General features: G+C 40.5%; 24 protein-coding genes. 16 read left to right on the top strand and 8 right to left on the bottom strand.

Annotated features, from left to right (window positions below; genetic code table 11):
• Window positions 1–2: 2 nt before the first annotated feature.
• Complete coding sequence (locus ATHSA_RS05645; protein ID WP_161848161.1) at window positions 3–377, bottom strand: S1 RNA-binding domain-containing protein; 375 nt, start codon at window positions 375–377, stop codon at window positions 3–5.
• A gap of 215 nt (window positions 378–592) precedes the next feature.
• Here ATHSA_RS05645 and ATHSA_RS05640 point away from each other — a divergent pair, with 215 nt between their 5' ends.
• Genes ATHSA_RS05640 through ATHSA_RS05620 form a run of 5 tightly spaced genes read left to right on the top strand, consistent with a single transcriptional unit; the run spans window position 593 to window position 6,677 of the window.
• Complete coding sequence (locus tag ATHSA_RS05640; RefSeq protein WP_197739112.1) at window positions 593–1,108, top strand: TIGR00725 family protein; 516 nt, start codon at window positions 593–595, stop codon at window positions 1,106–1,108.
• A 37-nt stretch (window positions 1,109–1,145) separates the two neighbouring features.
• Window positions 1,146–2,402, top strand: coding sequence for an ABC transporter substrate-binding protein (locus ATHSA_RS05635; protein WP_161848160.1), 1,257 nt, complete (start codon window positions 1,146–1,148; stop codon window positions 2,400–2,402).
• A 14-nt stretch (window positions 2,403–2,416) separates the two neighbouring features.
• The gene (locus ATHSA_RS05630) at window positions 2,417–3,670 is read left to right on the top strand and encodes an ABC transporter substrate-binding protein (protein WP_161848159.1); all 1,254 of its coding nucleotides are present in this window, start codon (window positions 2,417–2,419) and stop codon (window positions 3,668–3,670) included.
• Window positions 3,671–3,711: 41 nt separating this feature from the next.
• Complete coding sequence (locus ATHSA_RS05625) at window positions 3,712–4,980, top strand: carbohydrate ABC transporter permease (RefSeq protein WP_161848158.1); 1,269 nt, start codon at window positions 3,712–3,714, stop codon at window positions 4,978–4,980.
• A complete protein-coding gene (locus ATHSA_RS05620) occupies window positions 4,977–6,677 on the top strand; it encodes a carbohydrate ABC transporter permease (protein WP_161848157.1) in 1,701 nt (566 codons plus the stop codon). Before ATHSA_RS05625 ends, ATHSA_RS05620 begins: the two co-directional genes overlap by 4 nt.
• A 301-nt stretch (window positions 6,678–6,978) precedes the next feature.
• On the opposite strand, the gene ATHSA_RS05615 is transcribed toward ATHSA_RS05620, so the two are convergent.
• Together ATHSA_RS05615 and ATHSA_RS05610 are read right to left on the bottom strand one after the other, a co-directional pair.
• Window positions 6,979–7,875: a hypothetical protein gene (locus ATHSA_RS05615; protein WP_161848156.1), complete on the bottom strand. Its 897-nt coding sequence runs from the start codon at window positions 7,873–7,875 to the stop codon at window positions 6,979–6,981.
• Window positions 7,872–8,297 (bottom strand): Fur family transcriptional regulator, encoded by a 426-nt coding sequence (locus ATHSA_RS05610; protein ID WP_161848155.1) that lies wholly within the window; start codon window positions 8,295–8,297, stop codon window positions 7,872–7,874. Before ATHSA_RS05610 ends, ATHSA_RS05615 begins: the two co-directional genes overlap by 4 nt.
• Window positions 8,298–8,506: 209 nt before the next feature.
• Here ATHSA_RS05610 and ATHSA_RS05605 point away from each other — a divergent pair, with 209 nt between their 5' ends.
• From ATHSA_RS05605 to ATHSA_RS05555, 11 genes are all read left to right on the top strand, one after another.
• On the top strand, window positions 8,507–8,704 hold the full coding sequence (locus ATHSA_RS05605) for a cold-shock protein (protein WP_161848154.1): 198 nt from the start codon (window positions 8,507–8,509) through the stop codon (window positions 8,702–8,704).
• 53 nt (window positions 8,705–8,757) lie between these two features.
• Window positions 8,758–9,783 carry a low-specificity L-threonine aldolase gene (ltaE, locus tag ATHSA_RS05600; RefSeq protein ID WP_161848153.1) on the top strand — a complete coding sequence of 342 codons (1,026 nt, stop codon included), beginning with the start codon at window positions 8,758–8,760 and terminating at the stop codon, window positions 9,781–9,783.
• A gap of 73 nt (window positions 9,784–9,856) precedes the next feature.
• The gene (locus ATHSA_RS05595) at window positions 9,857–11,191 is read left to right on the top strand and encodes an MFS transporter (RefSeq protein WP_161848152.1); all 1,335 of its coding nucleotides are present in this window, start codon (window positions 9,857–9,859) and stop codon (window positions 11,189–11,191) included.
• Window positions 11,192–11,326: 135 nt separating this feature from the next.
• Window positions 11,327–13,906: a valine--tRNA ligase gene (locus ATHSA_RS05590; protein ID WP_161848151.1), complete on the top strand. Its 2,580-nt coding sequence runs from the start codon at window positions 11,327–11,329 to the stop codon at window positions 13,904–13,906.
• 4 nt (window positions 13,907–13,910) lie between these two features.
• Window positions 13,911–15,224, top strand: coding sequence for a bifunctional folylpolyglutamate synthase/dihydrofolate synthase (locus ATHSA_RS05585; RefSeq protein WP_161848150.1), 1,314 nt, complete (start codon window positions 13,911–13,913; stop codon window positions 15,222–15,224).
• Window positions 15,221–15,781, top strand: a complete 561-nt coding sequence (gene ruvA / locus ATHSA_RS05580; RefSeq protein ID WP_161848149.1) for a Holliday junction branch migration protein RuvA — start codon at window positions 15,221–15,223, stop codon at window positions 15,779–15,781. The genes ATHSA_RS05585 and ruvA overlap by 4 nt, the downstream gene beginning before the upstream one ends.
• 42 nt (window positions 15,782–15,823) lie before the next feature.
• Entirely contained in the window at window positions 15,824–17,167 is a 1,344-nt protein-coding gene (gene glmU / locus ATHSA_RS05575) for a bifunctional UDP-N-acetylglucosamine diphosphorylase/glucosamine-1-phosphate N-acetyltransferase GlmU (protein ID WP_161848148.1), read from the top strand.
• On the top strand, window positions 17,157–18,098 hold the full coding sequence (locus tag ATHSA_RS05570; RefSeq protein WP_161848147.1) for a ribose-phosphate diphosphokinase: 942 nt from the start codon (window positions 17,157–17,159) through the stop codon (window positions 18,096–18,098). Before glmU ends, ATHSA_RS05570 begins: the two co-directional genes overlap by 11 nt.
• 12 nt (window positions 18,099–18,110) lie before the next feature.
• Window positions 18,111–18,770 carry a 50S ribosomal protein L25 gene (locus ATHSA_RS05565; RefSeq protein WP_161848146.1) on the top strand — a complete coding sequence of 220 codons (660 nt, stop codon included), beginning with the start codon at window positions 18,111–18,113 and terminating at the stop codon, window positions 18,768–18,770.
• Complete coding sequence (gene pth / locus ATHSA_RS05560) at window positions 18,771–19,325, top strand: aminoacyl-tRNA hydrolase (protein WP_161848145.1); 555 nt, start codon at window positions 18,771–18,773, stop codon at window positions 19,323–19,325. It abuts the gene before it with no gap.
• Window positions 19,322–19,681, top strand: a complete 360-nt coding sequence (locus ATHSA_RS05555; protein WP_161848144.1) for a Mini-ribonuclease 3 — start codon at window positions 19,322–19,324, stop codon at window positions 19,679–19,681. The genes pth and ATHSA_RS05555 overlap by 4 nt, the downstream gene beginning before the upstream one ends.
• A gap of 82 nt (window positions 19,682–19,763) precedes the next feature.
• Here the strand turns inward: ATHSA_RS05555 and ATHSA_RS05550 are convergent, their stop codons facing one another.
• Genes ATHSA_RS05550 through ATHSA_RS05530 form a run of 5 tightly spaced genes read right to left on the bottom strand, consistent with a single transcriptional unit; the run spans window position 19,764 to window position 23,871 of the window.
• Window positions 19,764–20,606 (bottom strand): HAD family hydrolase, encoded by an 843-nt coding sequence (locus ATHSA_RS05550; protein WP_161848143.1) that lies wholly within the window; start codon window positions 20,604–20,606, stop codon window positions 19,764–19,766.
• The gene (gene rpiB, locus ATHSA_RS05545) at window positions 20,603–21,040 is read right to left on the bottom strand and encodes a ribose 5-phosphate isomerase B (protein WP_161848142.1); all 438 of its coding nucleotides are present in this window, start codon (window positions 21,038–21,040) and stop codon (window positions 20,603–20,605) included. The genes ATHSA_RS05550 and rpiB overlap by 4 nt, the downstream gene beginning before the upstream one ends.
• Window positions 21,041–21,050: 10 nt before the next feature.
• Complete coding sequence (locus tag ATHSA_RS05540) at window positions 21,051–22,646, bottom strand: putative ABC transporter permease subunit (RefSeq protein WP_161848141.1); 1,596 nt, start codon at window positions 22,644–22,646, stop codon at window positions 21,051–21,053.
• Window positions 22,643–23,401 carry an ABC transporter ATP-binding protein gene (locus ATHSA_RS05535; protein WP_161848140.1) on the bottom strand — a complete coding sequence of 253 codons (759 nt, stop codon included), beginning with the start codon at window positions 23,399–23,401 and terminating at the stop codon, window positions 22,643–22,645. Before ATHSA_RS05535 ends, ATHSA_RS05540 begins: the two co-directional genes overlap by 4 nt.
• Window positions 23,398–23,871 (bottom strand): ferritin-like domain-containing protein, encoded by a 474-nt coding sequence (locus tag ATHSA_RS05530; RefSeq protein WP_161848139.1) that lies wholly within the window; start codon window positions 23,869–23,871, stop codon window positions 23,398–23,400. Before ATHSA_RS05530 ends, ATHSA_RS05535 begins: the two co-directional genes overlap by 4 nt.
• Between the last annotated feature and the right edge of the window lie 86 nt (window positions 23,872–23,957).

Raw genomic sequence — 23,957 nt, 5'->3', positions numbered from 1 at the left:
CTTTATCCATACCTGTCAGATCTTTTTTTCAAATCGCTTGACTTTTGCTGGCTTTCTTTAAGGAACTTTGACATCTTTTGTTCAAAATCACTTTGCTTGTCTTCTTTTTCTTTTGGCTGGGATGAATCTTTCTTTTTTATGACCTCCCCCGCATCTTTGATCGAAAGATCCATCTTCCCATTTTCTCCAACGTTTAATACCTTGACTTTGACCTTTTGACCCACACTTAAGTATTCTCCGGGGTCCTTTACGTATCCGTTTGCTATTTTGGAAACGTGAACTAACCCCTCTCCTTCGCCTTCAATTTTGACGAAAACGCCAAAATTTTTGATGGCTGTAACTGTTCCTTCAAGAATCTCTCCGGTCTTAACACTCATGCTAATCCTCTGAAAAACCAGAAGTTTCCTCCCTTCAAATTGGATAATTAAATTATATCATAATGTGCCCTATTTCAATACATAGGTGTGTGCATATTACTAACTTTTCACTCGTGTCATCTTGCCAAAAAGAATATTTAGAATTTCAATTTTATTTGGTATAATATTAATGTTTAGATAAAACTAAAGTAAAGAAATAGAGGTATAAGATGATCATGAGAATAGGCGTTATAGGTTATTCTGGAGATATAAATGAACCACCTGTCAAATACCTCAGAGAGATATGCGAAGATCTTGGAAGAAAGATTGCCCTAAGGAATCATGTGCTTATTACCGGAGGAACGGACGGAATAATGGATCTTGTTTCGAAAGGCGCTAAAGAAAATGGAGGAACGGTCATAGGCATCGTTCCGGGAAAAGAAAATGGCAATTCTTATCTTTCTTATGAGTTGAAAACTGGTATAGATTCTTCGATGAGATCGGTTTTGATGATGTACAACGTCGATGCCGTCATAAGCGTTGGAGGAAAGGCTGGAACAGGACTTGAGATCTTTGCCGCTTATCTGATGAGAATTCCCATAATTCTATTGAGAGGAACGGGAGGATGGACAGACAGAATAAGCAATGTTTTGATAGAGGGAAAATATTTAGACGAAAGAAAACTCGTTGAGTTAAAAAGCGCATGGACAGTCGACGATGCGATGAATATGTTAGAAAACAAAAGGGCTTAAAGGCCCTTTTTCTATTTTAAAATAGAGGAGGTAGGACATGAAAAGGGTTATTGCATTCCTTATTATTGCAGTTTTGGGACTTGCTTCCATCTCTCTTGCCCAGAAGACCGAAGTCATTTTCTGGGAGGCAATGGAGGCAAAACTCGGTACAACTCTTCAAACAATAACAAATATCTTCAACAAAGAACATCCAAATATCGATGTAAAACTCGTCTTTGTTGGTAACGGAGATCAACTCGATTCAAAGATTCTCGCTGCGGCTCAGGCAAATACACTTCCAACAATTGCTCAGGTATATCCCGCGTGGGCAGCCGCTCTCGTTGCACAAGGTGTTGTAACGCCGATGGATTCCTTCCCCGACTTTACGACCGTTGCATCTCAACTCTATCCGTCTATCATAAATATGAGTAAGATAAACGGTAGGGTCTACACGCTTCCATTTAACCAAAGCGTTTACGTTCTCTACTACAGACCTATGATGCTGGCGCAGGCAGGATTAACGCCTCCGAAAACCATGGATGAATTGGCTCAGGATGCAAAACTTTTAACTGTAGTTCAAAACGGCAAAACTGTCAGATATGGTCTCGGGTTCAGAACGACTTACGGTGTTTTGACAGCCGTTGCAAGACAATTCGGTGGAGGCAAATACATAACTCCAGAGGGATCCCTTATAATAAATTCGCCTCAAAACGTTGCCGCCCTTACCTTCTTAGTTAATCTTGTCAAGGAAGGATACGCTTACGCGAAATTCGATTATTTCGATAACGAACTTACGACGTCGTCTGTTGCCATGCTTATAGGAGAGGGGGCCGATCTGCCATTTGATCTTTCGGATATAGCAGGCCAAAAAGACGGCATAGAGATGGCCTCCTTCCCGGTTGGAATAAGCGATCAAAAATCACCGCTCTTTAGGGGACAAACCCTTGTGATCTTCAACACGGCAACGAAGGATCAGCAGAATGCGGCATGGGAATATGTCAAATTCCTCCTTAGCCCGGCAGTACAAATTTACTGGGCTATGAATACGAATTACTCGCCTCTTAACAAGACGGTGGTCAGCCTCGATCAATGGAATTTGTTTGCTCAGGGAACATCCTACAATCCTTCTGCGATAGTTGATGGCCTTGCAAATGGCATCTCTTATTCTGAAAATCTTCCCTGGTGGCCGAGTGTAATAGACAACATACGTACGGCCGTAGAAAATGCCGTTCACTTTACTATGACACCCCAGCAGGCTCTCGATTGGGCCCAGCAACAATCTATCATTGTGCAACAAAAATATCTTGGTAAATGAAGAAGGCGATTAAGATGAGGAATAAGTTAATATTTTTAGTATCTTTTGCGTTGATATTCGCATTTGCAATTCCAGTTTTTGCCCAACCTGTGGTTGTGACATTCTGGGAAGGGATGGGAGCAAAACTCGGAACAACTCTTCAAACAATAACGAACCTTTTCAACAAGGAAAATCCAGATATTCAAGTTAATCTCGTTTATCTTGGAAGTGGAAATGAAGTTGATTCAAAACTTTTGACCGCTTTGGCTGCCAACACTTTGCCTACAATGGCTCAGGTCAAAGGGCCTTGGGCAGCAATGCTTGTATCAAAGGGTGTAGTCGCTCCACTTTACGAATTTCCCGGCTTTACACAATTGGCAAGTTCAATTTATTCACCATTGCTTGTCGCCGGCACATTTAACGGGAAAATTTACACGCTTCCATTCAACAGAGATGTTTTCGATCTTTTTGTAAGGCCTCAAATGTTTGAGCAGGCCGGACTTACATATCCAAAAACGATGCAAGAAATGGCTCAAGACGCAAAACTTTTAACCGTTGTACAAAATGGAAAAACTGTCAGATATGGTCTTGGATTTAGGACAACATACAGGCAGTTCACGGCCGTCGCGTACCAGTTTGGAGGAAGTTACATAAGCCCTGATGGAAAGATAACGATAAATTCACCTCAGAATGTCGCCGCCCTCACCTTCTTAGTTAATCTTGTTAAAGAAGGATACGCTTACGCAAAATTCGATTATTTCGACAACGAACTTACAACTTCTTCTGTTGCCATGTTGCTTGGCGGAAGTGCCGAATTAACGTACGACCTTTCAGATATAGCGGGTCAGTCCGACGGTCTTGTTATGGTTCCAATTCCTTCGGACGTTACTTTCAAGCCCATGCTTCATGGTCAAAATATAGCCATATTCAACACGGCCACTCCAGAGCAACAACAGGCCGCATGGAAGTATCTCCAGTTCCTCTTGAGCCCTGACATCCAACTTTACTGGGCGATGCAAACTGGGTATATCCCCGTCAACAAACAGGTTGCCGATCTTCCTCAGTGGAAAGACTTCGTTGCCCAAAATCAAAATGGAATCGGCACGATAATGGTAGGTCTCGATCAGTCTGCAGATTATGCGCCAAACCTTCCGTGGTGGACAGACGCGAGAGAGGCTATAAGAACGGCCTTTGAAAATGCCGTTCACTTCACTATGACCCCACAACAGGCCCTTGACTGGGCTCAACAACAGGCCGAACAGGCTTACGCAAGTTATAACGCAAAATAAAAGGTAGGCCTTTCGGCCTACCCTTTTTGGTGGTGAAGAGATTGAACAAAAAAAGAAATTATGTGATCGGTTATCTTTATCTTATTCCCGCTCTTGTGATCTTCATTCTGTTTACTTACTGGCCCGCGATATATTCTTTTTATTTGAGTTTTTTCAACACTACAACGAGCGTGGGTCATGCCATCTTTGTTGGTCTTTCAAATTACGCCTATCTTTTTAGAACGGGAGAGATTCCATATTCTCCTTATATGGCCTTTGAATATTCTTTGATCAGATTCTCATTTGCCTTCATAATATCTGTGGCAATATTTGGATGGATCGAAAAAGGTCGGAAGATTTCAAAGAATTTAATTCCACTCTTAATTGTTCCGATCTTCGCACTGATATTTGTATATCCTTCACTCTCCGTACTGGGTGGAAATGTTTATATTTTCATTTTGTGGATCATAATTGGGTTTCTATCTTATTTTTTTACGAGAAAGATGGAATTCTACAAATCCCATACGATTCTTTTTCTTTTATCTCTTCTCGGACTTTACATAGTGGCATTCTACATTGGAAAAAGAATAGACCTTTACCTGCTTTTCTTTGATATAGCCCAGAATAATTCATTTGTAATGTCTATATGGAACACATTTTACTTCGTGATAATAGACGTTCCGCTTACAATTGCAATATCTCTCGCGGCCGGGTTGCTTATGAAAAATTTGCCATTTTTCAAGGCATTTTTCAGAACGGCTTTTTTTGCGCCGTACGTTGCCTCGATAGTTGCAGTAAGCCTTTTGTGGTTGTGGATGTTCAATTATCACTATGGAATACTGAACTACATTCTCTCATGGTTTGGAATACCTCCTATAAACTGGCTCAACAGCGCTTCTTTAACAATGCCGACCGTCGCGATATTGAGTATATGGGAGTATTTTGGATATTATGGCCTTATTTTTCTTTCCGGCCTTCAAAACATAGATCAGGAATATTACGAGGCGGCCGAGATAGAAGGGGCAAATTCATTCCAAAGGTTTGTATACATTACATGGCCCTTACTTAGCCCTATAACTTTCTTTGTCATTGTAGTCTCTTTGATAAATGCATTTCAGGTTTTCACGCAAGTTTACGTCCTTTACAATCAGATGCCCGGTCCCTACGCAAACAGCGGTCTTACGATGGTTTTTTACATATACAATACCTTCTACAACGAACAACAAATGGGGCTTGCATCTGCCGCGGCGTATGTTTTACTTGGAATTATAATGGTTTTAACCTTGATCCAGTTTAGAACGACTGAAAAGAGAGTTGAGTATAACATATGAAAAAGCCGAGAAAAAAATTACTTTACTTTTTTTATTACGTGGCAGCCGTGATACTTGCGATCTTTGCGATAGGTCCTCTTGTTTGGATGGTCGATACTTCTTTTAAAACCAATGCCGAGGTTTTGAGTTATCCACCCAAATGGGGCACAATAAATGCCATGCCTTCAAGAACGCTAAGCGCAGAAATAGTGAAAACACGTGCGGGCCAAAACGCCAATCCATCATCACTTTCTCTTGAAGCGCTTTTGGGATCTCTGTCCACTAACCAACAGACGTCTCTCTCAAGTCCGGATACACTCGCCATTCACGTACTCGGTGCTTCAGGATACAGGGGAACCGGGACCATGCCAAGGCGTGGAATTCTGTCTATCGAATTGATGGGTGAAGATGGTGGCTTTGCCTCTTATTCGACCAACTTTAGCACGCCCGATTTTAACTCGGTGGTTGCGAAGATATCTTCAGTTTCGACCCTTACAGACGACGTGAGGGGAATCATGAATTCTCTTTCACAGTACACCTCAGATCCGCAAGAATACATTTTGAACTTTTACGATGATTTTCTGTACGGAAATAACCCTGTCTTTGCGAGAATAAATTTTATCTCTAATTTGCTTAACGTCAATGGAATGATGAAATTTCAAGATGAGATATCACCTTTTAAAAAAGGCGTAGGTCCTCTTTCTGCGGCAGAACTCAAGGAACTGGCCGGTATATTGCAAAGCGCTCTTTCGACGGCAAGTCCTTCAGACAAGATGGAGATAGAAAAATATCTTAACGATATAGACGTATACCTTGAATTCAATGAATTTTATCAATCGCAGAAAAACAAAAAATTAAGTGGCCCTATAAAATTGGCATTTATACCTAACTCAAATCAGTTAAAAATAATAGATGGACAATCCATAGTCGAGAGCGCTTACACCTCCGGAGATCAGATATACATAAATTTCAAAAACGTGAGTTTTGTCTGGTTTCTAAATAGCGATGTCTCATTAACTGCCCATTACAACTTCTGGGAAGTACTTGCCAATTTCTTTGACAATTACGTTAGCGCATGGAATTCGGCACCTTTTGGAATTTACTATTTTAACAGCATCTTTGTCGCGGTAGCAACGACAGTTTTGAATATCATCTTTGACGTCATGATGGCCTTCGCGTTTTCAAAACTTACCTTTCCGGGAAGGGACAAAATCTTCATAGGCGTAATAGCGACGATGATGATACCTTATCAGGTCTTGCTTGTCGCCGATTACCTCATAATCCATTCATTCGGCTGGATAAACACTTATTACGCTTTGATAATCCCATGGTCTGCGACGGCATTCGTCATATTTTTAATGAGACAGAGTTTTAACTCGATTCCAAATGATCTTTACGATGCGGCAAAGATAGACGGAGCCTCTTCGTGGAGATTTTTATGGACTATAGCCGTGCCTCTGTCCATGCCCGTCGTGATAACCGGTGCATTGCTTACATTTTTGGGAAGTTGGAATTCATTTTTGTGGGTATTGATAATGACCGATACAACCAACATGAGAACCTTGCCAGTGGGTTTGCAAAATTTCATAATAGATTCGGGAGCGATTTTCAACCAGTTAATGGCAGCGGCAACCTTTACCATGATACCTGTAGTCGTGGCATTCCTTTTCTTCCAAAAGTACTTTGTGAGCGGGTTTTTCAGATCTGGAATAAAATGATCGTAACATGTAAAATCTCCGTTCTTAACAAAGTTTCGTATTTTCGGATGGTTTGATAAGAGTTAATTAAAAGATAAAATTCGAAGATCTCTAATTGATCGCTTTTAAAACCCCTTCTAAAGAGTAGAATTGTATAATTTTTATGCTCGAAAGGAGGGGCCAATTATGAAAAAGCAGGATATTGAAAAGGTATTATATAAAGAAGAGAGTAAAAAATTAGCGGAGAAGGTAAGGACTGAAACAATAATCAAAGCATCTCTTTATGGAATAAGATTTTAAAAAGGCGCCGTTTGGCGCCTTTTTATTTGACCTCCATTGCCTCTGAAGAAGATTTCACGGCCTTTCTTACTTCTCTTACAAGCGTGCCGGTGCCTATTACAAGAACAACCACGATAACAAGTACAAATTCTATTCCAAGTGAATGAAGGTTGTGGACATGAAGCGGGGTTACGATCTGGAAGTCAGCAATCGATGGAAAGGCCAAACCAAAGATACCTGCCAAAACGAAGACGATGCCCCCCCAAAGTAATGTTCTGCCGGCCGTTAAACTTGAAATCTTTGAAGCGATCTCCGGACTTATCTTCAAACGTGTCGTGATAGATCCAAAGAGCAATCCAGCGATACCTTGAACGGTAGCAGTGCCGATTCCGAAGAAAAATCCGGGAACCCATCCCAGATAAGCATTTGGCATCGATGGAGCAAGAACTGTGTATATTATCAAAGCAAAGGCTCCGAATCCAAACCCGGCTATAAAGCCATGAACTATGGCCATCTTGGGCGTGGGAGGTTGTAAATCAGGATATTCTCCCTTCAAGGCTGCGGCGTGGTGAGATCTGTCTATCTTTCCGAAATGTATATGAAAGGCATTTTTGAATTTGAAAACGTACATTCCTCCAAGTGCCATAGCGGTTCCAACTATTATGTATATTATGTAATTGAAATAGGGCAATGAAAAAACTTTTGAAAGTGCAAAGTATGAAATCTCGCTCATCAAACTTCTTTGAACTGTAAAACTAAGAGAAAATATTAGACCGACAATTAGTCCCTTCCTTGCCGAATAACTTCCAACGGCATAACTGAAGGTTATCGGCCATGTATGTTCATCTGGAGTTATTCCATGGACAAGGCCTAAAAGATATGATGTCAGTATGATCATGCCGACTGACATGCCGGCCGACGGAGACCACAGATCTATCATTTTTTCACCTCTTCTTTTTCACATTGATCACAAATGCCAAAAAAATCAACCTGATGGCTTTGAATTTTGAAACCCTCCACCTTTACATCTTTTACAGGACAGTCAAATATATTCTTTACTCTCAGACATTTAACACATATCATATGGTAATGATGATCTGGAGGACAGAATATGTATCTCAATTCACCATTTATGGAATAAGATTTTGTAAGGCCGGCTTCCATTAAATAATTCAGCATCCTGTATACGGTTGTAAGACCTATGTTAATGTTATGTTTTTTTATATCTTCGAGAAGTTCTTGAGGAGTTTTGAGATACTCTTCCGATGTAAAAAAATCGAGAAACTCCTTTTTTGGCTTTGTCATTCTCATTCCCTTTTTATGAAGGGTATCTGTTATAAAGGTTTCTATCTCCTTTTTCATGATCCACCTCTTATAGAAAATAATTTTCTATAATTATTATAGACCATTCTGACATATTTGTAAAGTGGTGGGAGCATGTCACTTCTCATTTCTTCTACCTGCTAACCGCCACGTGCTACCCGCTAAATAAGTTCGTGTATTTGAATTTTTAAAAATTTGGTGATAAAATATTTATGTGGTTTGACCAATTTCTTTCAGGAGGCAAGGAAATGAAGGGTACTGTTAAGTGGTTCGATGCCAAGAAAGGCTACGGGTTCATAACGATGGAAGACGGGAACGACATCTTTGTTCACTACTCGGCAATCAAGATGGATGGCTACAAGAGTCTCAAAGAAAATCAAGCAGTTGTCTTTGACATCACAGAAGGGCCAAAAGGTAAACAGGCATCGAACGTAAGAAACGCTTGAGAAAACAATCTAAAGCCCGATGTCAAATCGGGCTTTTTTAATGGAGGGAATACATGAGATACATAGATATAAGGAGCGATACCGTCACTCTTCCCACTCCAAAAATGAGGGAAGCAATGTTCAACGCAGAGGTTGGAGATGATGTTTATGGAGATGATCCGACAGTCAGAAAACTTGAAAAAATGGCAGCCGAAAGGGTTGGAAAGGAAGCGGCTTTGTTTGTTCCATCTGGAACTTTCGGAAACGAACTTGCCCTTCTTACCCATACTTTAAGAGGCGATGAGGTTATAGTTGATGCAAATTCACACATAATTTTGCATGAGGCAGGTGCTTCGGCAGTTATAGCAGGGGTGCAACTTAGAACCTTCAGATCTAAGAATGGTCATCCAGATCCTCGCGAGATAGAATCGTTGATAAGATCTGAAAATATACATTTTCCAAGAACTGGGCTTATCTGTCTTGAAAATGCCCACGGTATGGGAACTGTTATAGACTTAGAAAGTATGAAAAAAATACATGAAATCGGAAAAAGCCATAATATTCCAATTCATCTCGATGGGGCAAGGATTTTCAACGCGGCGTGCGCTTTAAGAGTTGATGCAAGAGAAATAGCACAATATGCAGACAGCGTTATGTTCTGCCTTTCCAAAGGTCTCTCAGCACCTATTGGTTCCATGCTTGCGGGTACGAAATCTTTCATAGAAAAGGCAAGAAAGGGTCGAAAATTGATGGGAGGTGGGATGAGACAGGCCGGAATCATAGCGGCTGCCGGAATAGTTGCCCTCGAAGAGATGGTTGATAGACTTTGCGAGGATCATGAAAATGCAAAAATACTCGCAAAGGGACTTGAAAGCATAAAGGGCATAGAGGTATTTAAAGACAGGCTTGATATAAACATGGTCTTTTTCAAAGCCAAGGTTGACGGAGATGATTTCGTTTCTTACATGATGAATCGTGGCATAAAGATAAATCCAGAGGAAGATGGCGAGTACAGGTTTGTGACTAACAAGGATGTTACGCGTGACGATATATATTACGTTATCGAAAGTGTTGAGAAATACTTTCAAAAGTTAGCGTAAAAGGTCCTTCAAATTAAGTTAATCATAAAAAGTTAGAATATCGTTGTAAAAGAATCTTCAAGGGGATAGCATTTTGAAGGAACTTAGAAAACTTTTTATAGCCTTTGGATTTCAAGGCGCCGCTTTTGGAGCGATAGGCGTAATAATAAGTCTCTTTGTAGTTATAGTCCTCGGAGGAAACGTTGCAAATGGCAGCGTGGCTTCGGCTTTTTATGCCCTCGGAAACCTTCTTGGGTCGATGATCGTTGGGATAATCATAGATAAATACCAGCGTTTTTTTGAGGTTGTCTTTGTAAGTGTCGTGGTAGACGCCGCTGTAAGTGTTTTTATGTCATTCACAAATAACCTCTACATTTACTATGGCTTAGCACTTACATTGGGTACCTTTGCGGCCATGATGGGCCCCTCCATAACGATATACCTTAACAAGAAATTCGATGAATCACTTTACAGGAAGAATATAAACACGATGAATCTTTTCAACAGCGTCGGCGTCACAATAGGTACATTCGTTGGAGGATTGTGGCTTTCTTATTTTCCATTCATGTCTAATGGAACTGAAAAGATGAGATTTGTATTTTTCATTGCCTCATTTCTGCTTATTGTTGCGATAATACTTTCGGGTGGATACATAAAAAGAAGGGAATTCTTTAAAACCTTTAAAAGTAAAAGATTTCTTCCAAATATGCACTCTCTTGCAGATCATGTAGCCTCCATTCCGCACAACATAATTCTTTCTATAAGTTCGAGAGGATTCAAACCGGGAACCGGGAAGTACATGGGAAGCATTTTCATGATCTTTTTCGGGGCAAACATGATCTTTTCCATCTTCTCCATATACCTTGCCGAAGTTTTGAAAATAAGTAGCGGTACTATCTTCATCATTTACGGAACAAACAATATTCTCACGAATGTTGCGTATTTCCTTACAAATCCAGTTACCAAAAGGCTTCCAGACGCTCTCATCGTCAGAAGTGCTTTGTGGACACGTATCATTCTTTTTTCGTCTATAGCGATATCTGGATATTTCCTCCCATTTGGTGTGTTTATAACCGTTATTGCCTTCCTTATAGTGGGCTTCACATGGCCGTTCTTTTACATTCCAACGACTGTCCATGTTACAGATCTTGCTCTTCCAACGGATCGGGGACGTATAATAGGACTTTTCAACGTTACGATCAATTTTGCCGTCATAGCGGCTTCCTTTATATCTGGCTACATAGCCCTGAACTTTGGATATATAACCTCCTTTGTGCTGGGAATAATCTTTTTATTTTTTGGAGAAAGGTTCATATATAAATTAAACGTTGTTAGGCCTATTCCGAAAGAAAATCTTTTGCCCAAGAGTGGAAAAGATGTAAATAAAAATTTTAAGGATAAAAATTTGGCCAGTCAGGAAAAACTATGATAGAATATACTGAAAATAACGATCGACAAGATGAATGGATACAATTGACAATTGTCAATTTCACATACCCAATCGCCTTTTAGATCGATGATGTGATTGCCTTGAAAGGAGGAAGTGACTTAAGTCACGAGGTGGGTGGATAAATTTTATTCTCCTTACGAAAGTGAGAAAAAATGGTATAAGAAATGGGAAGAAAGCGGGGCTTTTAAGCCCAGACCGGGCGATGGCAAATTCTCAATAGTAATCCCCCCTCCCAATATAACGAATGTATTGCACATGGGACATGCGCTTAACATAGTCCTTCAGGATATCGTGACAAGATATCAAAGAATGAATGGAAAAGAAACACTGTGGCTTCCCGGCGAAGATCATGCGGGAATTGCGACACAAAATATGGTCGTAAAGCAACTCTCCTCCGAAGGCAAGACAAAAGAAGATGTCGGATACGATGAATTTGTCCGAATAACGTGGGAGTGGGCACGGGAATACAGACAAAAAATAAGGTCTCAGATTGAGGCGATGGGTGCTTCTTGTGACTGGTCGAGGGAAAGGTTCACTCTCGACGAGGGATTAAGCAGGGCCGTAAGAAAGGTCTTCGTTTCTCTTTACAAAAAGGGATTAATATACAAAGGTAAATACATGGTAAATTGGTGCCCAAGTTGCGGTACCGTCCTTTCAAATGAAGAGATCGAGTACGAAGATGAGAATTCCAAACTTTACCATATAAAATATCCAATTAAAGAGGGTGGAAGCATCATCATAGCGACCACCAGACCCGAAACAATGCTTGGAGACACGGCTGTAGCGGTAAATCCAAAAGATGAAAGGTACAAAGATCTCATAGGAAAGCATGCTATCCTGCCTCTTGTCGGAAGAATTATACCTGTGATAGCGGACGATTACGTTGATATGTCCTTCGGGACGGGGGCTTTGAAGGTTACCCCGGCACACGATCCTAATGACTTTGAAATTGGCAAAAAGCACAATCTCGAATTCGTAGAAGTGCTCGATGACAATGCACATATAAAATTTGAAGGACGTTATAACGGAATGACAAGAGAAGAGGCAAGAAAGGAAATAGTAAAAGACCTTGAAATCAATGGTTATCTTGTCAGGATAGAGAATTACAATCATTCCGTCGGACATTGTTACAGGTGCCACACGGTGGTGGAACCCAAATTGTCCGATCAATGGTTTGTAAGCATGAAAAAACTCGCCGAGCCTGCCATCAAGGCCGTTAAAGATGGAAAGGTAAAGTTTCATCCGGAAAGATGGGAGAAGGTTTATCTTAACTGGATGGAAGATGTCCACGATTGGTGTATCTCGCGCCAACTTTGGTGGGGTCATAGAATTCCCGTATGGTACTGTGACGATTGTGGACATTTAACGGTTTCCGAAACGACACCGGACAGATGTGAAAAATGTGGTTCTACACATATTCATCAGGATAAAGACGTGCTTGACACGTGGTTTTCATCGGCTCTCTGGCCATTTTCGACACTTGGATGGCCCGAGAAAACGGAAGATCTCGAGAAATTTTATCCCACGGATCTGCTCGTTACGGGATTCGATATAATATTTTTCTGGGTTGCGCGTATGATTGTAATGGGATTAGAGTTTATGGAAGATGTACCCTTCCATGACGTTTACATTCACCAACTCGTAAGGGACAAATTTGGCCGGAAAATGTCAAAATCTCTTGGAAACGGAATAGATCCGAATGAAGTCATTTCAAAATACGGAGCCGATGCCATGAGGATGGCTTTGGCGATGCTCGCCGCCCAAGGAAGGGACATAAGTTTGGACGAGCGAGTCTTTGAATCTTACATGCATTTTTCAAACAAGATATGGAATGCAAGCAGATTCGTCGAGATGAACACGAAGGATACAAAAATGTCAAGGCCGGAAGGACTTACGATGGCCGATAGATGGATCCTTTCGAGATCAAATGAGGTTATAAAAAGAGTTACGGATTCGATCGATTCTTACGATTACAACATAGCGGCCCATGAGATATACGATTTCTTCTGGGGAGATTTTTGCGACTGGTACATAGAACTTTCAAAGGTTCAACTCGAAGATCCACAATTGAATCAAAATACAAAATATGTTCTACTTTACGTCTTGAACGTGAGTTTAAAACTTTTGCACCCGTTTATGCCTTTTATTTCCGAAGAAATATGGTCCAACTTCTTTGATGGTCTTTTGATAACGTCGAAATGGCCACAAGCAGCAGAAGAATTTTATTTTGAAGACGATAACTTCAACTTCTTCATGGAGACGGTAAGGGGAATAAGAAATGTAAGATCGGATCTTGACCTTCCGCCTTCGACCAAGATAAACATAGTAATGACAAAGAATATATGGCCAAAGGATTCACCTGTCGACAAATATATATCTAAACTTACAAACGCTCTAAATGTCGATCTTTCTCGAATAAAGCCCAAAAAGGGAATGACTGCCGCTGTTAACTCTGAGGCCGAGATATTCGTGGTGATGGACGAGCATTTTGACTTCAACAGCGAGATAGCGAGACTTAATTCCAAAATAGTTAAAGCCACCGAAGAGTTTAGAAAGTTGAATGCAAGATTATCAAATGAAGAGTTCGTCAAGAAGGCTTCAGAAGAGGTTGTCCAAAAGGCAAGGGAAGAAAGGACTGAACTCGAAAAGACTTTAAGACGGCTTGATAGCACATTGAGAAAGTTAAAGGAATGATCGTATGAATTACGAAGAGATGATAAACAGATTGTTCTCCTTTCATCCGGAGGCAAAAATAAGACTTGGCCTTGACAGAATAGAAAGGTTACTCGATAGGTTAGGAAATCCCCAAAAAAGTTTCAAGTACATCCATGTAACTGGTACAAATGGTAAAGGAACTGTCACGAGAACGATCGGAAAACTTCTGACTTCGCATGGCCTTAAGGTTGGAACTTATTTTTCTCCGCATCTTGAAACTTTCAGAGAAAGAATTAGAATAGACGATGTCTTTATACCTGAAGATCGGGCAGTCGATGTTTACGAAATGGTTATAAAAGAGGCTGAAGAGATGTCTGCAGATCCTATGATGAAGCCGACCTTTTTTGAAATTGTTACGGCCATGGCCTTTTTGTACTTCAAAGATCAAAAAGTGGATGTCGTCGTTTCAGAGGTGGGAATGGGCGGAAGGTTTGATGCGACAAATGTTGTCGATGATCCTCTTTGCTCGGTCATAACGATAATAGATTACGATCACATGAATGTCCTTGGGAATACACTTTCCCAGATAGCATTTGAAAAGTCCGGGATAATAAAGGCTCACTCACCGGTTATAACGGGCGAGTACAAAGCAGAACCTTTAAGAGTTATAACGAACAGGGCAAAAGAATTGAATTCTGAGGTTAGACGAATAGGTAAAGATTTCAGATACATCGTTAAAAGGATAGAATTCGCAAGAAATGCCTTTGACTTTGTCGGAAAAAGGTTAAAACTCTCTCTCGAGACGAGAATGAATGGCCTTGCGGCAATAAACAACATTGCCATATCTTTGGAGGTTATTGAATACCTCGATGAGATAGGGTTTATAAAGATAGACAAGGACAAAATTTACAAAACGATCTTCACGATACCGTGGGAAGGGAGATTTGAATGGTTCCCTTCCGATTCGACTATAATTTTGGATGTAGCCCATAACGCGCCTGCAATGGAAATGCTCAAGAAAAATCTTAAAATCTATTTCCCATCCCGACAAATGAACGCGGTAGTTGGTATTCTGAATGATAAAGATTACAAACGTATGATAGAGATAATTGCTCCCGTGTTTAGAAGGATCTATTTGACGTCACCGAGAAATGAACGTGCGAAGAATCCATTTGAGATATACGATTGGGCCGTAAGGCATTACGACAACATAGGATTTGTAAAGGAAATTGAAGAAGCAACTGATCTTTGTACGAATATCTCCAAGAAGGAAAACGCGATCTCGGTTATAACCGGATCCTTTTACACGGTTGGATTTGCGAGGAGTTTTTTAAGGGGCGTGAAGTCCGAAACGTGATATGGGCATTACGTGGAAAAATATTCAAAAAAGACTCAAACCATATCGTCCTTGACACCGGGAATATACTCTATGATGTTGTCATGACTTCAAAAGATTTGGAATTTTTAAATGAAGGTCAAGAGTTGCTTGTGTATGTACGTGAAGACGTAAAAGAGGGAGAACCGGTAGAACTTGTGGGGTTTTTAAGTGAAGAAGAGAGATATCTTTACGATGTTTTAACAAGCGTTAACGGTATCGGGAAGAAAAATGCTTTAAGAATAATGGAAGTTCTTGATCTTCAAAATTTTTCTTCTGCCGTTGAAACGAAGGATATAAAATTTCTCAGTTCTTTGCCGGGCATCGGTCAGAAAACTGCCGAAAGGATAATACTTGAACTTTCCGGAAAGATAAAGTCCTCCCAACTGAATCCAAATCTTGGAGAGGCTGTTGAAACGCTTATCGCTTTGGGATTTTCTCGTAACGACGCATTTGTGGCCGTTGAAAAAGCGGCCGTCAATGGAAAAAATCTTGAGGAAATCGTTAAAGGTGCCCTTTCCATTTTAAGAAAGGTATGAATTAATGTTGAAAAAGTTGTATAATGTGATGGGTGATCGGGAATGAATAAGGCGCTTATTTTGGCCGGAGGACTTGGAAAAAGAATGAACTCTCCGAAGCCAAAAGTTCTTCATGAGGTACTTGGAAAACCTCTTATAAATTGGGTCATTGATGCCGCAAGATCGGCCGGAGCCGATGAAATAGGAGTGGTGGTCGGCCATTCGGCCCAAGATATATACCCTTTTCTTAAAGATGTAAAGGTATTCGTTCAGAAAGAACAACTTGGAACGGCCGATGCGGTAAAATCGGCATTGCCTTTTTTGGACGGAAGGATCTTGATCCTTTACGCAGACATGCCCTTGATCCCTGCCGAAATATTAAGAAAACTCTTTGATTCGGAAGCGGATTTGGTAGTTTTGACGGCTTCCCTTTCAAATCCATTTGGATACGGAAGAGTTTTGAGAAAGAATGGAAAAATTGAAAAAATCGTCGAAGAGGCAGACGCAAGTGATGAGATAAGATCTATAAAAGAGGTAAATAGCGGCGTTTATGTTTTTAACTCAAAGGCATTACTTTACGCTCTTGAAAGGATAAAGAATGACAATAAAAAAGCAGAATATTATCTTACCGATTCTATAGAGATACTTGCAAACAGCGATTTTAAGGTTGAAACGATCGAAACGTCCGATCCAGACACCGTGATGGGAGTGAACACGCAGCGTGAACTCGCTTCTTTGATAAGACGTGCGAGAGAAATGATAAACTTTTCCCTTATGGATTCTGGTGTTACCATCGAAGATCCCGACACCACCTTTATAGGTCCCGATGCTAAAATAGAACCTGGAGTAACTGTAAAACCATTCACTTTTATATACGGAAAGACCGAAGTATCTTCCGGATCTACGATCGGTCCTTATGCGGTTGTATTGGATTGTAAGATCGGAAGTAAGAGCGTAGTCATAAGTTCTGATTGTAACGGTGCGATTATTGGAGAAAATTGTTCAATAGGACCATTTTCGCGTTTGAGACCCGGAACTGTCATAGAAAATAACGTGAAGGTTGGAAATTATGTTGAGGTGAAGAATTCACATCTTTTTAACAACGTTAAGGCACAGCACCTTACATATCTTGGAGATGCAACGATAGGGGAAAACACGAATATAGGGGCGGGAACCATAACGTGCAATTACGACGGGGTCAAGAAGAATCAGACCTTCATAGGCAAGAATGCTTTCATAGGTTCGAATACGGCACTTGTTGCTCCAGTTAAGGTTGGGGACAATGCCTTTGTTGGGGCCGGTTCGACTATAACAGAAGATGTTCCGCCCAATGCCCTTGCCCTCGGAAGAGCAAGGCAGGTTAACAAAGAGGAATGGGTAAAAAGGAGAGAATCTGATGAAAAATGACATGAAGATCCTTGGTGGTTCCTCTAACAGGCCGTTGCTTGAGAAGATATGTTCGTATCTCAACGTAAGTCCAACTCATGTTGAGATTTCGAGGTTTGCCGATGGAGAAATAAACATGAGGATAGAGGAAACTGTGAGAGGGCACGATGTGTTTCTAATTCAATCAACCTCTCCTCCGGTCAATGACAATCTCATGGAGTTGCTCATACTAATAGATGCTCTCAAGCGTGCATCGGCAGGATCTATAGCAGTGGTCATCCCATATTACGGATACGCAAGGCAGGATAGAAAAGCGCGCGGAAGAGATCCTATAACGGCCAAACTCGTTGCAAATTTGTTGACCGTCGCCGGTGCCTCGAGAATTTTGACGATGGATTTGCACAGCGAGCAAATACAAGGCTTTTTTGATATTCCCGTGGATAATTTACAGTCTTTTCCAGTTTTTGTTGAGGCCCTTAAGAAACATGAATGTATAGATAAAGATAAAACAGTTGTAGTTTCTCCCGATGTAGGGGCAGTAAAGCGTGCCCGAAAATTCGCGGAGAAGATGGGGTTACCGATCGCCATTCTCGACAAAAGAAGACCAAAGGAGAATGTTGCAGAGATACTTCATGTCATAGGTGATGTTGAAGGCATGTCATCTATAATGTTTGATGATATGATAGACACCGGTAGAACTTTGATAGAGGGTGCAAAACTTTTGAAGCAAAAAGGATCTACAAAGGTTATCGCCTGCGCAACTCATGGTCTTTTTTCTCAAAATGCGCTTGAAATGCTCGATAAATCAGACATAGACACCGTCTACGTTACAGACACCATAGCACACGATGAATTGCCCGATAAGATAAAGATCGTCTCCGTTGCCTCTTTGTTCGGAGAGGCAATGATAAGGATAAGAAAAAGTTTATCAGTTAGCATATTGTTCAAGTAAGGAGGAATTTAAATGGCTGTCCAACTCAAAGCCAGCGCAAGAGAAAAGGGAAAAGCAAAAAACCTCGTCAAGGTAGGTAAGATTCCTGCCATTGTTTACGGCCCGAATCGTGAAAATCTTGAAATTCAACTACTTCAGGGAGAGATCGAATCTCTTATTTCCAAAGCAAAGGAAACGACTCCTGTGCGTCTTACCGTAGATCTCAATGGAAGTACCGAAGAAAGAAATGTCTTTGTAAAATCTGTTCAATTTCATAAGGTAAACGGAAAGATAATTCACGTTGATCTTTATGAACCAGATCCGGCCAAACCGATGAGATTCAAAATGCCTGTAGAACTTTCTGGCGAATCCGAAGGAGTCAAAGCCGGAGGAATTCTCGACGTGCTTTTAAGAGATGTTGAAGGTGAGGCCCTACCTTCGAACATAATCGAAGAGATAAAGATCGATATCTCTTCCATGAAGATAGGAGATTCATTAAGAGTCAAAGATCTGAAGATTCCGGAAGGCGTAAAGATACTTCACGATCCAGAAGATGTCATAGCGACCATAAAGGCTCCGAGGGCCGAAGAGGTTGCCGCTCCTGCACCCGCAGAAAGTGCCGAGACTTCTGAACCTGAAGCCATAAAGACAAAGGGTAAGAAAGAAGAAGAGGCAGAAGCAGAGGAGAAGTAATTGTCCAGTCTTATAATTGGTCTCGGCAATCCCGGCAAAAAATATGCTCTTACACGTCACAATGTAGGTTTTATCTTTGTCGATAAGTTTCTAAAAAAATATCCACCTTTTGAAACGGTTCAAAAGGTGGATTACCTTCTTTATTCTACGATTGCGGAAGGTCTCGAAATCTCTTTGGTAAAGCCTTTAACTTTTATGAATCAAAGCGGATTGATCTTTAACTCTCTCTATGTTGTAGATCCTCCTTTGGTTGTATACGACGATCTCGATCTCGAAGTTGGAAAGATGAGAATAAGGCCTTCAGGATCGGCAGGAGGACATAACGGTGTTAAATCGATAATCGAGCACCTCGGGACACAGAACTTTCCAAGGATTAGAATAGGCATAGGTCCAAAAAGATCAGACGCCATTGAACATGTACTCGGAAGATTTAGCGATGAAGAATTCTCAATCGTGGATAGTGTAATCGATCGCGCCGTTGAGGCGGCGATAGTTATATTCAAGGATGGTATAGACGTGGCTATGAACAGATACAATTCTTTAAAGTTACCATGAAGGCATTTGGAATTGAATTTAAAAAAGATTTAAGAGAGATATCAACGAAAGATCTTGCCTACATCGGAGATGCGGTCTTTGAACTTTATTGCAGGTTATCCTTTTCATTTGACAGTAAGACAGTCAAAGCGCACGTCAATGCAAAGTCGCAAGCAATCAAGTACGATTTTATCGAGCCATTCTTGCATGAAGATGAAAAAGAAATAGCGATGAGAGGAAGAAATTTAAAAAGTCCGAGAAGTAAAGATCCATCTTACAGAAAAGCTACCGCCTTAGAAAGCGTTATAGGATATCTTTTTCTTGCCGGCAGATCTGAAAGACTTGAGGAGATTCTTTCTCTATCTTTAAAGATTTAACGATAACACCCGCTTTTATCAAATCCGTCATGCGCTACGTGCCATTATCTGTCATTGCTGCGACTCGGTAAAAATGCTTTCATTATAAGTGGTGAGAGTATCTCACCATGTGTTCTATTGCCTTTGCAACCCCATTTTCGTCATTTGAGGATGTTACGTACTTTGCTATCTTAAGAAGTTCTTGTGGAACATACGAATTGCCCATCACAACTGGGTAGCCGGTGATCTTTAATACCTCAAGATCGTTGTAATTGTCTCCTATAAAGGCCGTATCTGATCTCTTCACGCCGAGAGATTCGATTAGAAATTCAAAAGCCTTTTCTTTTCCACATCCGGGACCAAAGCATTCGACAAAGGCTTCGTTGTTATTTGAAAAAAGAGTGCTGAGGATCATCGTGTAATCCGTACACCTTATCTCTTTTTGCATGGACTTTATTTTTTCAAAATCTCCAACGATTGAGATCTCGCTTACCTCCTCACCTACACAATTGGCGATGTCGGAAACTTTCACCATCCTGTAGGCATTTCTTTCAAAATATCCCGTGTAATTTGAATCCTCTGGCCATTCTTTATCGTAGATCATGTCTGGCGTTTCTGTAAAATTCGTAAATAAAATGACGAACAGATCGTATTTTTTGGCCGCAGATATTATCTCCCGAGCGCATCTGTGAGAAAGTGTGATTTTCTTGATAACCTTTCTCGACTTTATCGTGGAAATGAAAGCACCATTTTGAAAGACGCCGGGTATGTCAGATGAAATGGCGTCGAGATATTCTTCCGCGGCTATTAGCGATCTGCCGGTAAAGATTGTCACTTTAATGCCGGCCTTTTCGGCCATTTCGATTGCTTTTAAATTTTTTTCAGATATTTTCTTTTCGGAATCGAGTAACGTGCCATCTAAATCTATGCCGATAAACTTTATCATTTCTCTATTTCCTTTATTTCGTCTATTCTTCTCTGATGACGACCTCCTTCGAAGTTTGTCGATAGAAATGTGTCCACTGTCTCCTCGGCAAGCGTTGGTCCCATCAATCTTCCTGCCATCACAAGCACATTGGCATTGTTATGCATTCTCGCATATTTCGCCATAGTCGGATAAAGGCAGAGCGCGGCGTATATATTTTTGAATTTGTTTGCCGTTATAGACATTCCAAGGCCAGTTCCACATATCAATATCCCGTAATCTGCCATTTTGTTCTGTAGATCTTTTACAACCTTCCCGGCAAAGATTGGATAATCAACGGAATCGGATGAATAAGTCCCTTCATCTACAACCTCTATACCTTTAGATTCTAAATACTTTTTCACATGTTCTTTTAATTCAAATCCTGCATGGTCGCTTCCGATTGATATCTTCACTTCGATCACCTCATTTATTTTCGATCTCGTAAGGATTGGCCCAGTCGATCTTCGATAACAATTTGAAGATCACAAAGGCCATGATGATTTCGCCAACGATAGGCGCTACAAGAAAGATCAAAAATTCATAGACTGGAGAAAACAATATTCTGTTTCCCGAGAAATAAAGGCCTTCAGATGTGGCAATCATCGCTCCAAGAAAGCCTATTCCCATACTTACAAAATTCCCCGTAGTGTTGAGCGGACGTCTCGCACCACCGATTGAATTTGGCCATTTGACTGTCGCGTAAACTCCAAAAAATGAAAGTATTAAAAGCACAGGAATGGATAGAAGAACCGTGATAACGGATAAGATCAAACCACCAAAAAATGCCGAGAGGATAAAGAAAGTTATCATCATGACGATGGCAAAGGCACCGGTAATGACAAAGGCTTTACTCCACAAAGGAGTTCTATTTCCCACTGGCAATGTTTTTATGAATTCACCAACCTTTATCTCTATCGAGATCAAACTTGCCGTGGCGATAATGGTATACATGGAAGAGATAAAGATGGATATCAGGATACCACCCGTCAGGGCATTGGCGATCGAACCCTCGCCCTTTCTCATAAGCCCTCCAATGAGTAAAAAGAATGGAAAGATTGCCGGATAGATGAGCAAAAAGAGGATAGAAGGTTCCCTTCTCATCAATTTTAAATCCTTCGATATAAAGGCCTGAGTTGGACTCTTTAAATTGTAATTTCTCCTTTTGACATGCTTGGTTGCGCTCTTCATTTGAGAGTATCCAGATAATATGCCAGAAGAAGAGATCCTGTAAGTTACAAAGACTAAAATGGCAGATGTGATTATCAATGGTAAGATCCCGTCAATCCGGAGATTTACGGCATTGATAAACCACGTCGAAGGAAGAAATGGAAGATTTATTGTGTTTATGTAACTTGCAAAGGCTTCCGTTAAGTTCTTTTCATTTGGAAGAGATCCAATTGTACTCATCAAAAGAATGGACAGCACATAGACGATCAAAGATGTAAAGACCATGAAACGCTGGGTACCGGATCTTGACGCAACCTTAGAGACGCCAAGTGCTATCATTGACGAGAGGGAATTAATTATCATGAAATAAATTATGTACATTAAAAACATCACGATTATCCTGTACCACGGCATCATCGTTGCATTTGCGTAAGAAATCAATAGAGGTATTACAAAAAGTGCGGGGAAACCACCTTGAATTATCGTCTCAAGGTTTTTCGAAATGAATATAGTTGATTGTTTGATCGGAAGAGACAGTAAAAAGTCCACATCTTCGCTCATGAAAACGTTGAGGGCTATGGCAGGGGTATCGGTAACAATGACAAGTACAAAGATGCCTATCATCGATATTTCGACAAAAAGATCCGCAAGACTTATCCCGTTGAAAATTATGGTAGAATAATTTCTAAATAAATCCAGAGTAAATAGATAAAGAGGCACACTTATGCCAATGAAGACACCAGAAAGAATCAAAATGTAGAGAGAAAGCGGAATTCTTCTTTTTCCCCTTCTCAAGGGTATATTGGACCACATCTTTAGTTTGTATCTTATCAAAAGCATTAGTTTATTCATAGATTTTGTATTATTTCCCTTACCTCTTCGTCCGTTGAACCTGTCAACTGTAAGAAGATGTCTTCGAGAGATTGCTTTCCAGATTCATTTCTGAGATCTGAAAGAGTACCTTCGGCTATTATCTCTCCGGCATTTATTATGCCTATTCTATCGCACATCTTTTCTGCGATCTCGAGCACATGTGTGGTCATGAAAATGCTCGATCCTTCATCTGCATACTTTCTCAAAAGCATCTTCAAAATCTTTGCGCTTTTCGCATCGAGACCCACCGTTGCCTCGTCCAAAAAAATCACTTTTGGCCTTCTCATGAGTACAGAAGTGAGCATCAATTTTTGTTTCATGCCGTGAGAATAATCGCCTATGAACTTTTCTAAGAAATTTATTTCGAACGCATCACAGAGTTCTTCTATTCTTTTTTTCATCTCATTTTTGTCCATCGAAAAGATAGATCCCACAAATTCAAGGAATTCCTGTCCGGTAAGATTTTCATAGAGTTTTGGCTCATCCGGGACAACACCTATTTGTGATTTAACCTCCAAAGGATGCGTTAGAAGATCGAGGCCGCATATTTCTATCTTCCCGCCTGTGGGCGTAAGAATGCCGGTAAGCATCCTTATAGTCGTAGTCTTACCGGCACCATTTGGACCTAAGAAACCATAGATTTCTCCCGACTTTACGCTAAAATTTATGGATTTAACGGCTGTAAAGGTTCCAAAATTCTTCTTTAAATTTGAAACTTTTACAAGTTCCGTCATATCTCACCCTTTATCTTCAATAACCTCTGAACGTGACCTAACTCCTCGTGAATTATTTTTTCAAGAATCTCACGTACCTTTGGCTTTTTTGATGTATCGAGTATTTGATCGTAAAAGACGATGGTTTCTTTTTCTATGGAAAGCGCGAAATCAACGATCTCGTTCATGTCCATGTATTTTGATTTTGATACCATCTCGTCCAACGAGGGGAAGATCCTTCCATTTACGATACTTTCAAGGTAAGGTTTTGCTTCGGCCCACAACTCGGGATCTATTTCATCTATTATTTCTTTGGATATTCTTTCAAAATCCTTCGCGTGCTGTGCCTCCTGGGCTGCTAAATACGAGAACAGTTCTTTTTTTGCCGGGTTTTCGAAACTTTTGGCAAGGTAAGAGTAAAACTTTTCACCATCTTTTTCTATTTTGACAGCCATTTCAAAAATCTCATTTGGAGCGTACATATCATTCATGGTTAACCCTCCTTGTGAAAAAAATTGACATTCGTTTTATTATACCAAACAAAATTCAAATTATAAATAGCCGTGTGAAGTATATG

It is taken from the genome of Athalassotoga saccharophila, from assembly GCF_009936215.1.
Taxonomy (GTDB): domain Bacteria; phylum Thermotogota; class Thermotogae; order Mesoaciditogales; family Mesoaciditogaceae; genus Athalassotoga; species Athalassotoga saccharophila.
This window is presented reverse-complemented; position numbering and strand designations above follow the sequence as displayed.

Excerpts from the sequence above, each read along its gene's own strand:
- ATHSA_RS05630 (WP_161848159.1), top strand. The coding sequence starts at position 2,417 with ATGAGGAATAAGTTAATATTTTTAGTATCTTTTGCGTTGATATTCGCA.
- ATHSA_RS05530 (WP_161848139.1), bottom strand. The coding sequence starts at position 23,871 with ATGAATGATATGTACGCTCCAAATGAGATTTTTGAAATGGCTGTCAAA.
- ATHSA_RS05640 (WP_197739112.1), top strand. The coding sequence starts at position 593 with ATGAGAATAGGCGTTATAGGTTATTCTGGAGATATAAATGAACCACCT.
- ATHSA_RS05610 (WP_161848155.1), bottom strand. The coding sequence starts at position 8,297 with ATGAAAAAGGAGATAGAAACCTTTATAACAGATACCCTTCATAAAAAG.
- ATHSA_RS05565 (WP_161848146.1), top strand. The coding sequence starts at position 18,111 with ATGGCTGTCCAACTCAAAGCCAGCGCAAGAGAAAAGGGAAAAGCAAAA.
- ATHSA_RS05555 (WP_161848144.1), top strand. The coding sequence starts at position 19,322 with ATGAAGGCATTTGGAATTGAATTTAAAAAAGATTTAAGAGAGATATCA.
- ATHSA_RS05540 (WP_161848141.1), bottom strand. The coding sequence starts at position 22,646 with ATGAATAAACTAATGCTTTTGATAAGATACAAACTAAAGATGTGGTCC.
- ltaE (WP_161848153.1), top strand. The coding sequence starts at position 8,758 with ATGAGATACATAGATATAAGGAGCGATACCGTCACTCTTCCCACTCCA.
- ATHSA_RS05645 (WP_161848161.1), bottom strand. The coding sequence starts at position 377 with ATGAGTGTTAAGACCGGAGAGATTCTTGAAGGAACAGTTACAGCCATC.
- ATHSA_RS05550 (WP_161848143.1), bottom strand. The coding sequence starts at position 20,606 with ATGATAAAGTTTATCGGCATAGATTTAGATGGCACGTTACTCGATTCC.
- glmU (WP_161848148.1), top strand. The coding sequence starts at position 15,824 with ATGAATAAGGCGCTTATTTTGGCCGGAGGACTTGGAAAAAGAATGAAC.
- ATHSA_RS05605 (WP_161848154.1), top strand. The coding sequence starts at position 8,507 with ATGAAGGGTACTGTTAAGTGGTTCGATGCCAAGAAAGGCTACGGGTTC.
- ATHSA_RS05570 (WP_161848147.1), top strand. The coding sequence starts at position 17,157 with ATGAAAAATGACATGAAGATCCTTGGTGGTTCCTCTAACAGGCCGTTG.
- ATHSA_RS05620 (WP_161848157.1), top strand. The coding sequence starts at position 4,977 with ATGAAAAAGCCGAGAAAAAAATTACTTTACTTTTTTTATTACGTGGCA.
- ATHSA_RS05585 (WP_161848150.1), top strand. The coding sequence starts at position 13,911 with ATGAATTACGAAGAGATGATAAACAGATTGTTCTCCTTTCATCCGGAG.
- ATHSA_RS05535 (WP_161848140.1), bottom strand. The coding sequence starts at position 23,401 with ATGACGGAACTTGTAAAAGTTTCAAATTTAAAGAAGAATTTTGGAACC.
- ATHSA_RS05635 (WP_161848160.1), top strand. The coding sequence starts at position 1,146 with ATGAAAAGGGTTATTGCATTCCTTATTATTGCAGTTTTGGGACTTGCT.
- ATHSA_RS05615 (WP_161848156.1), bottom strand. The coding sequence starts at position 7,875 with ATGATAGATCTGTGGTCTCCGTCGGCCGGCATGTCAGTCGGCATGATC.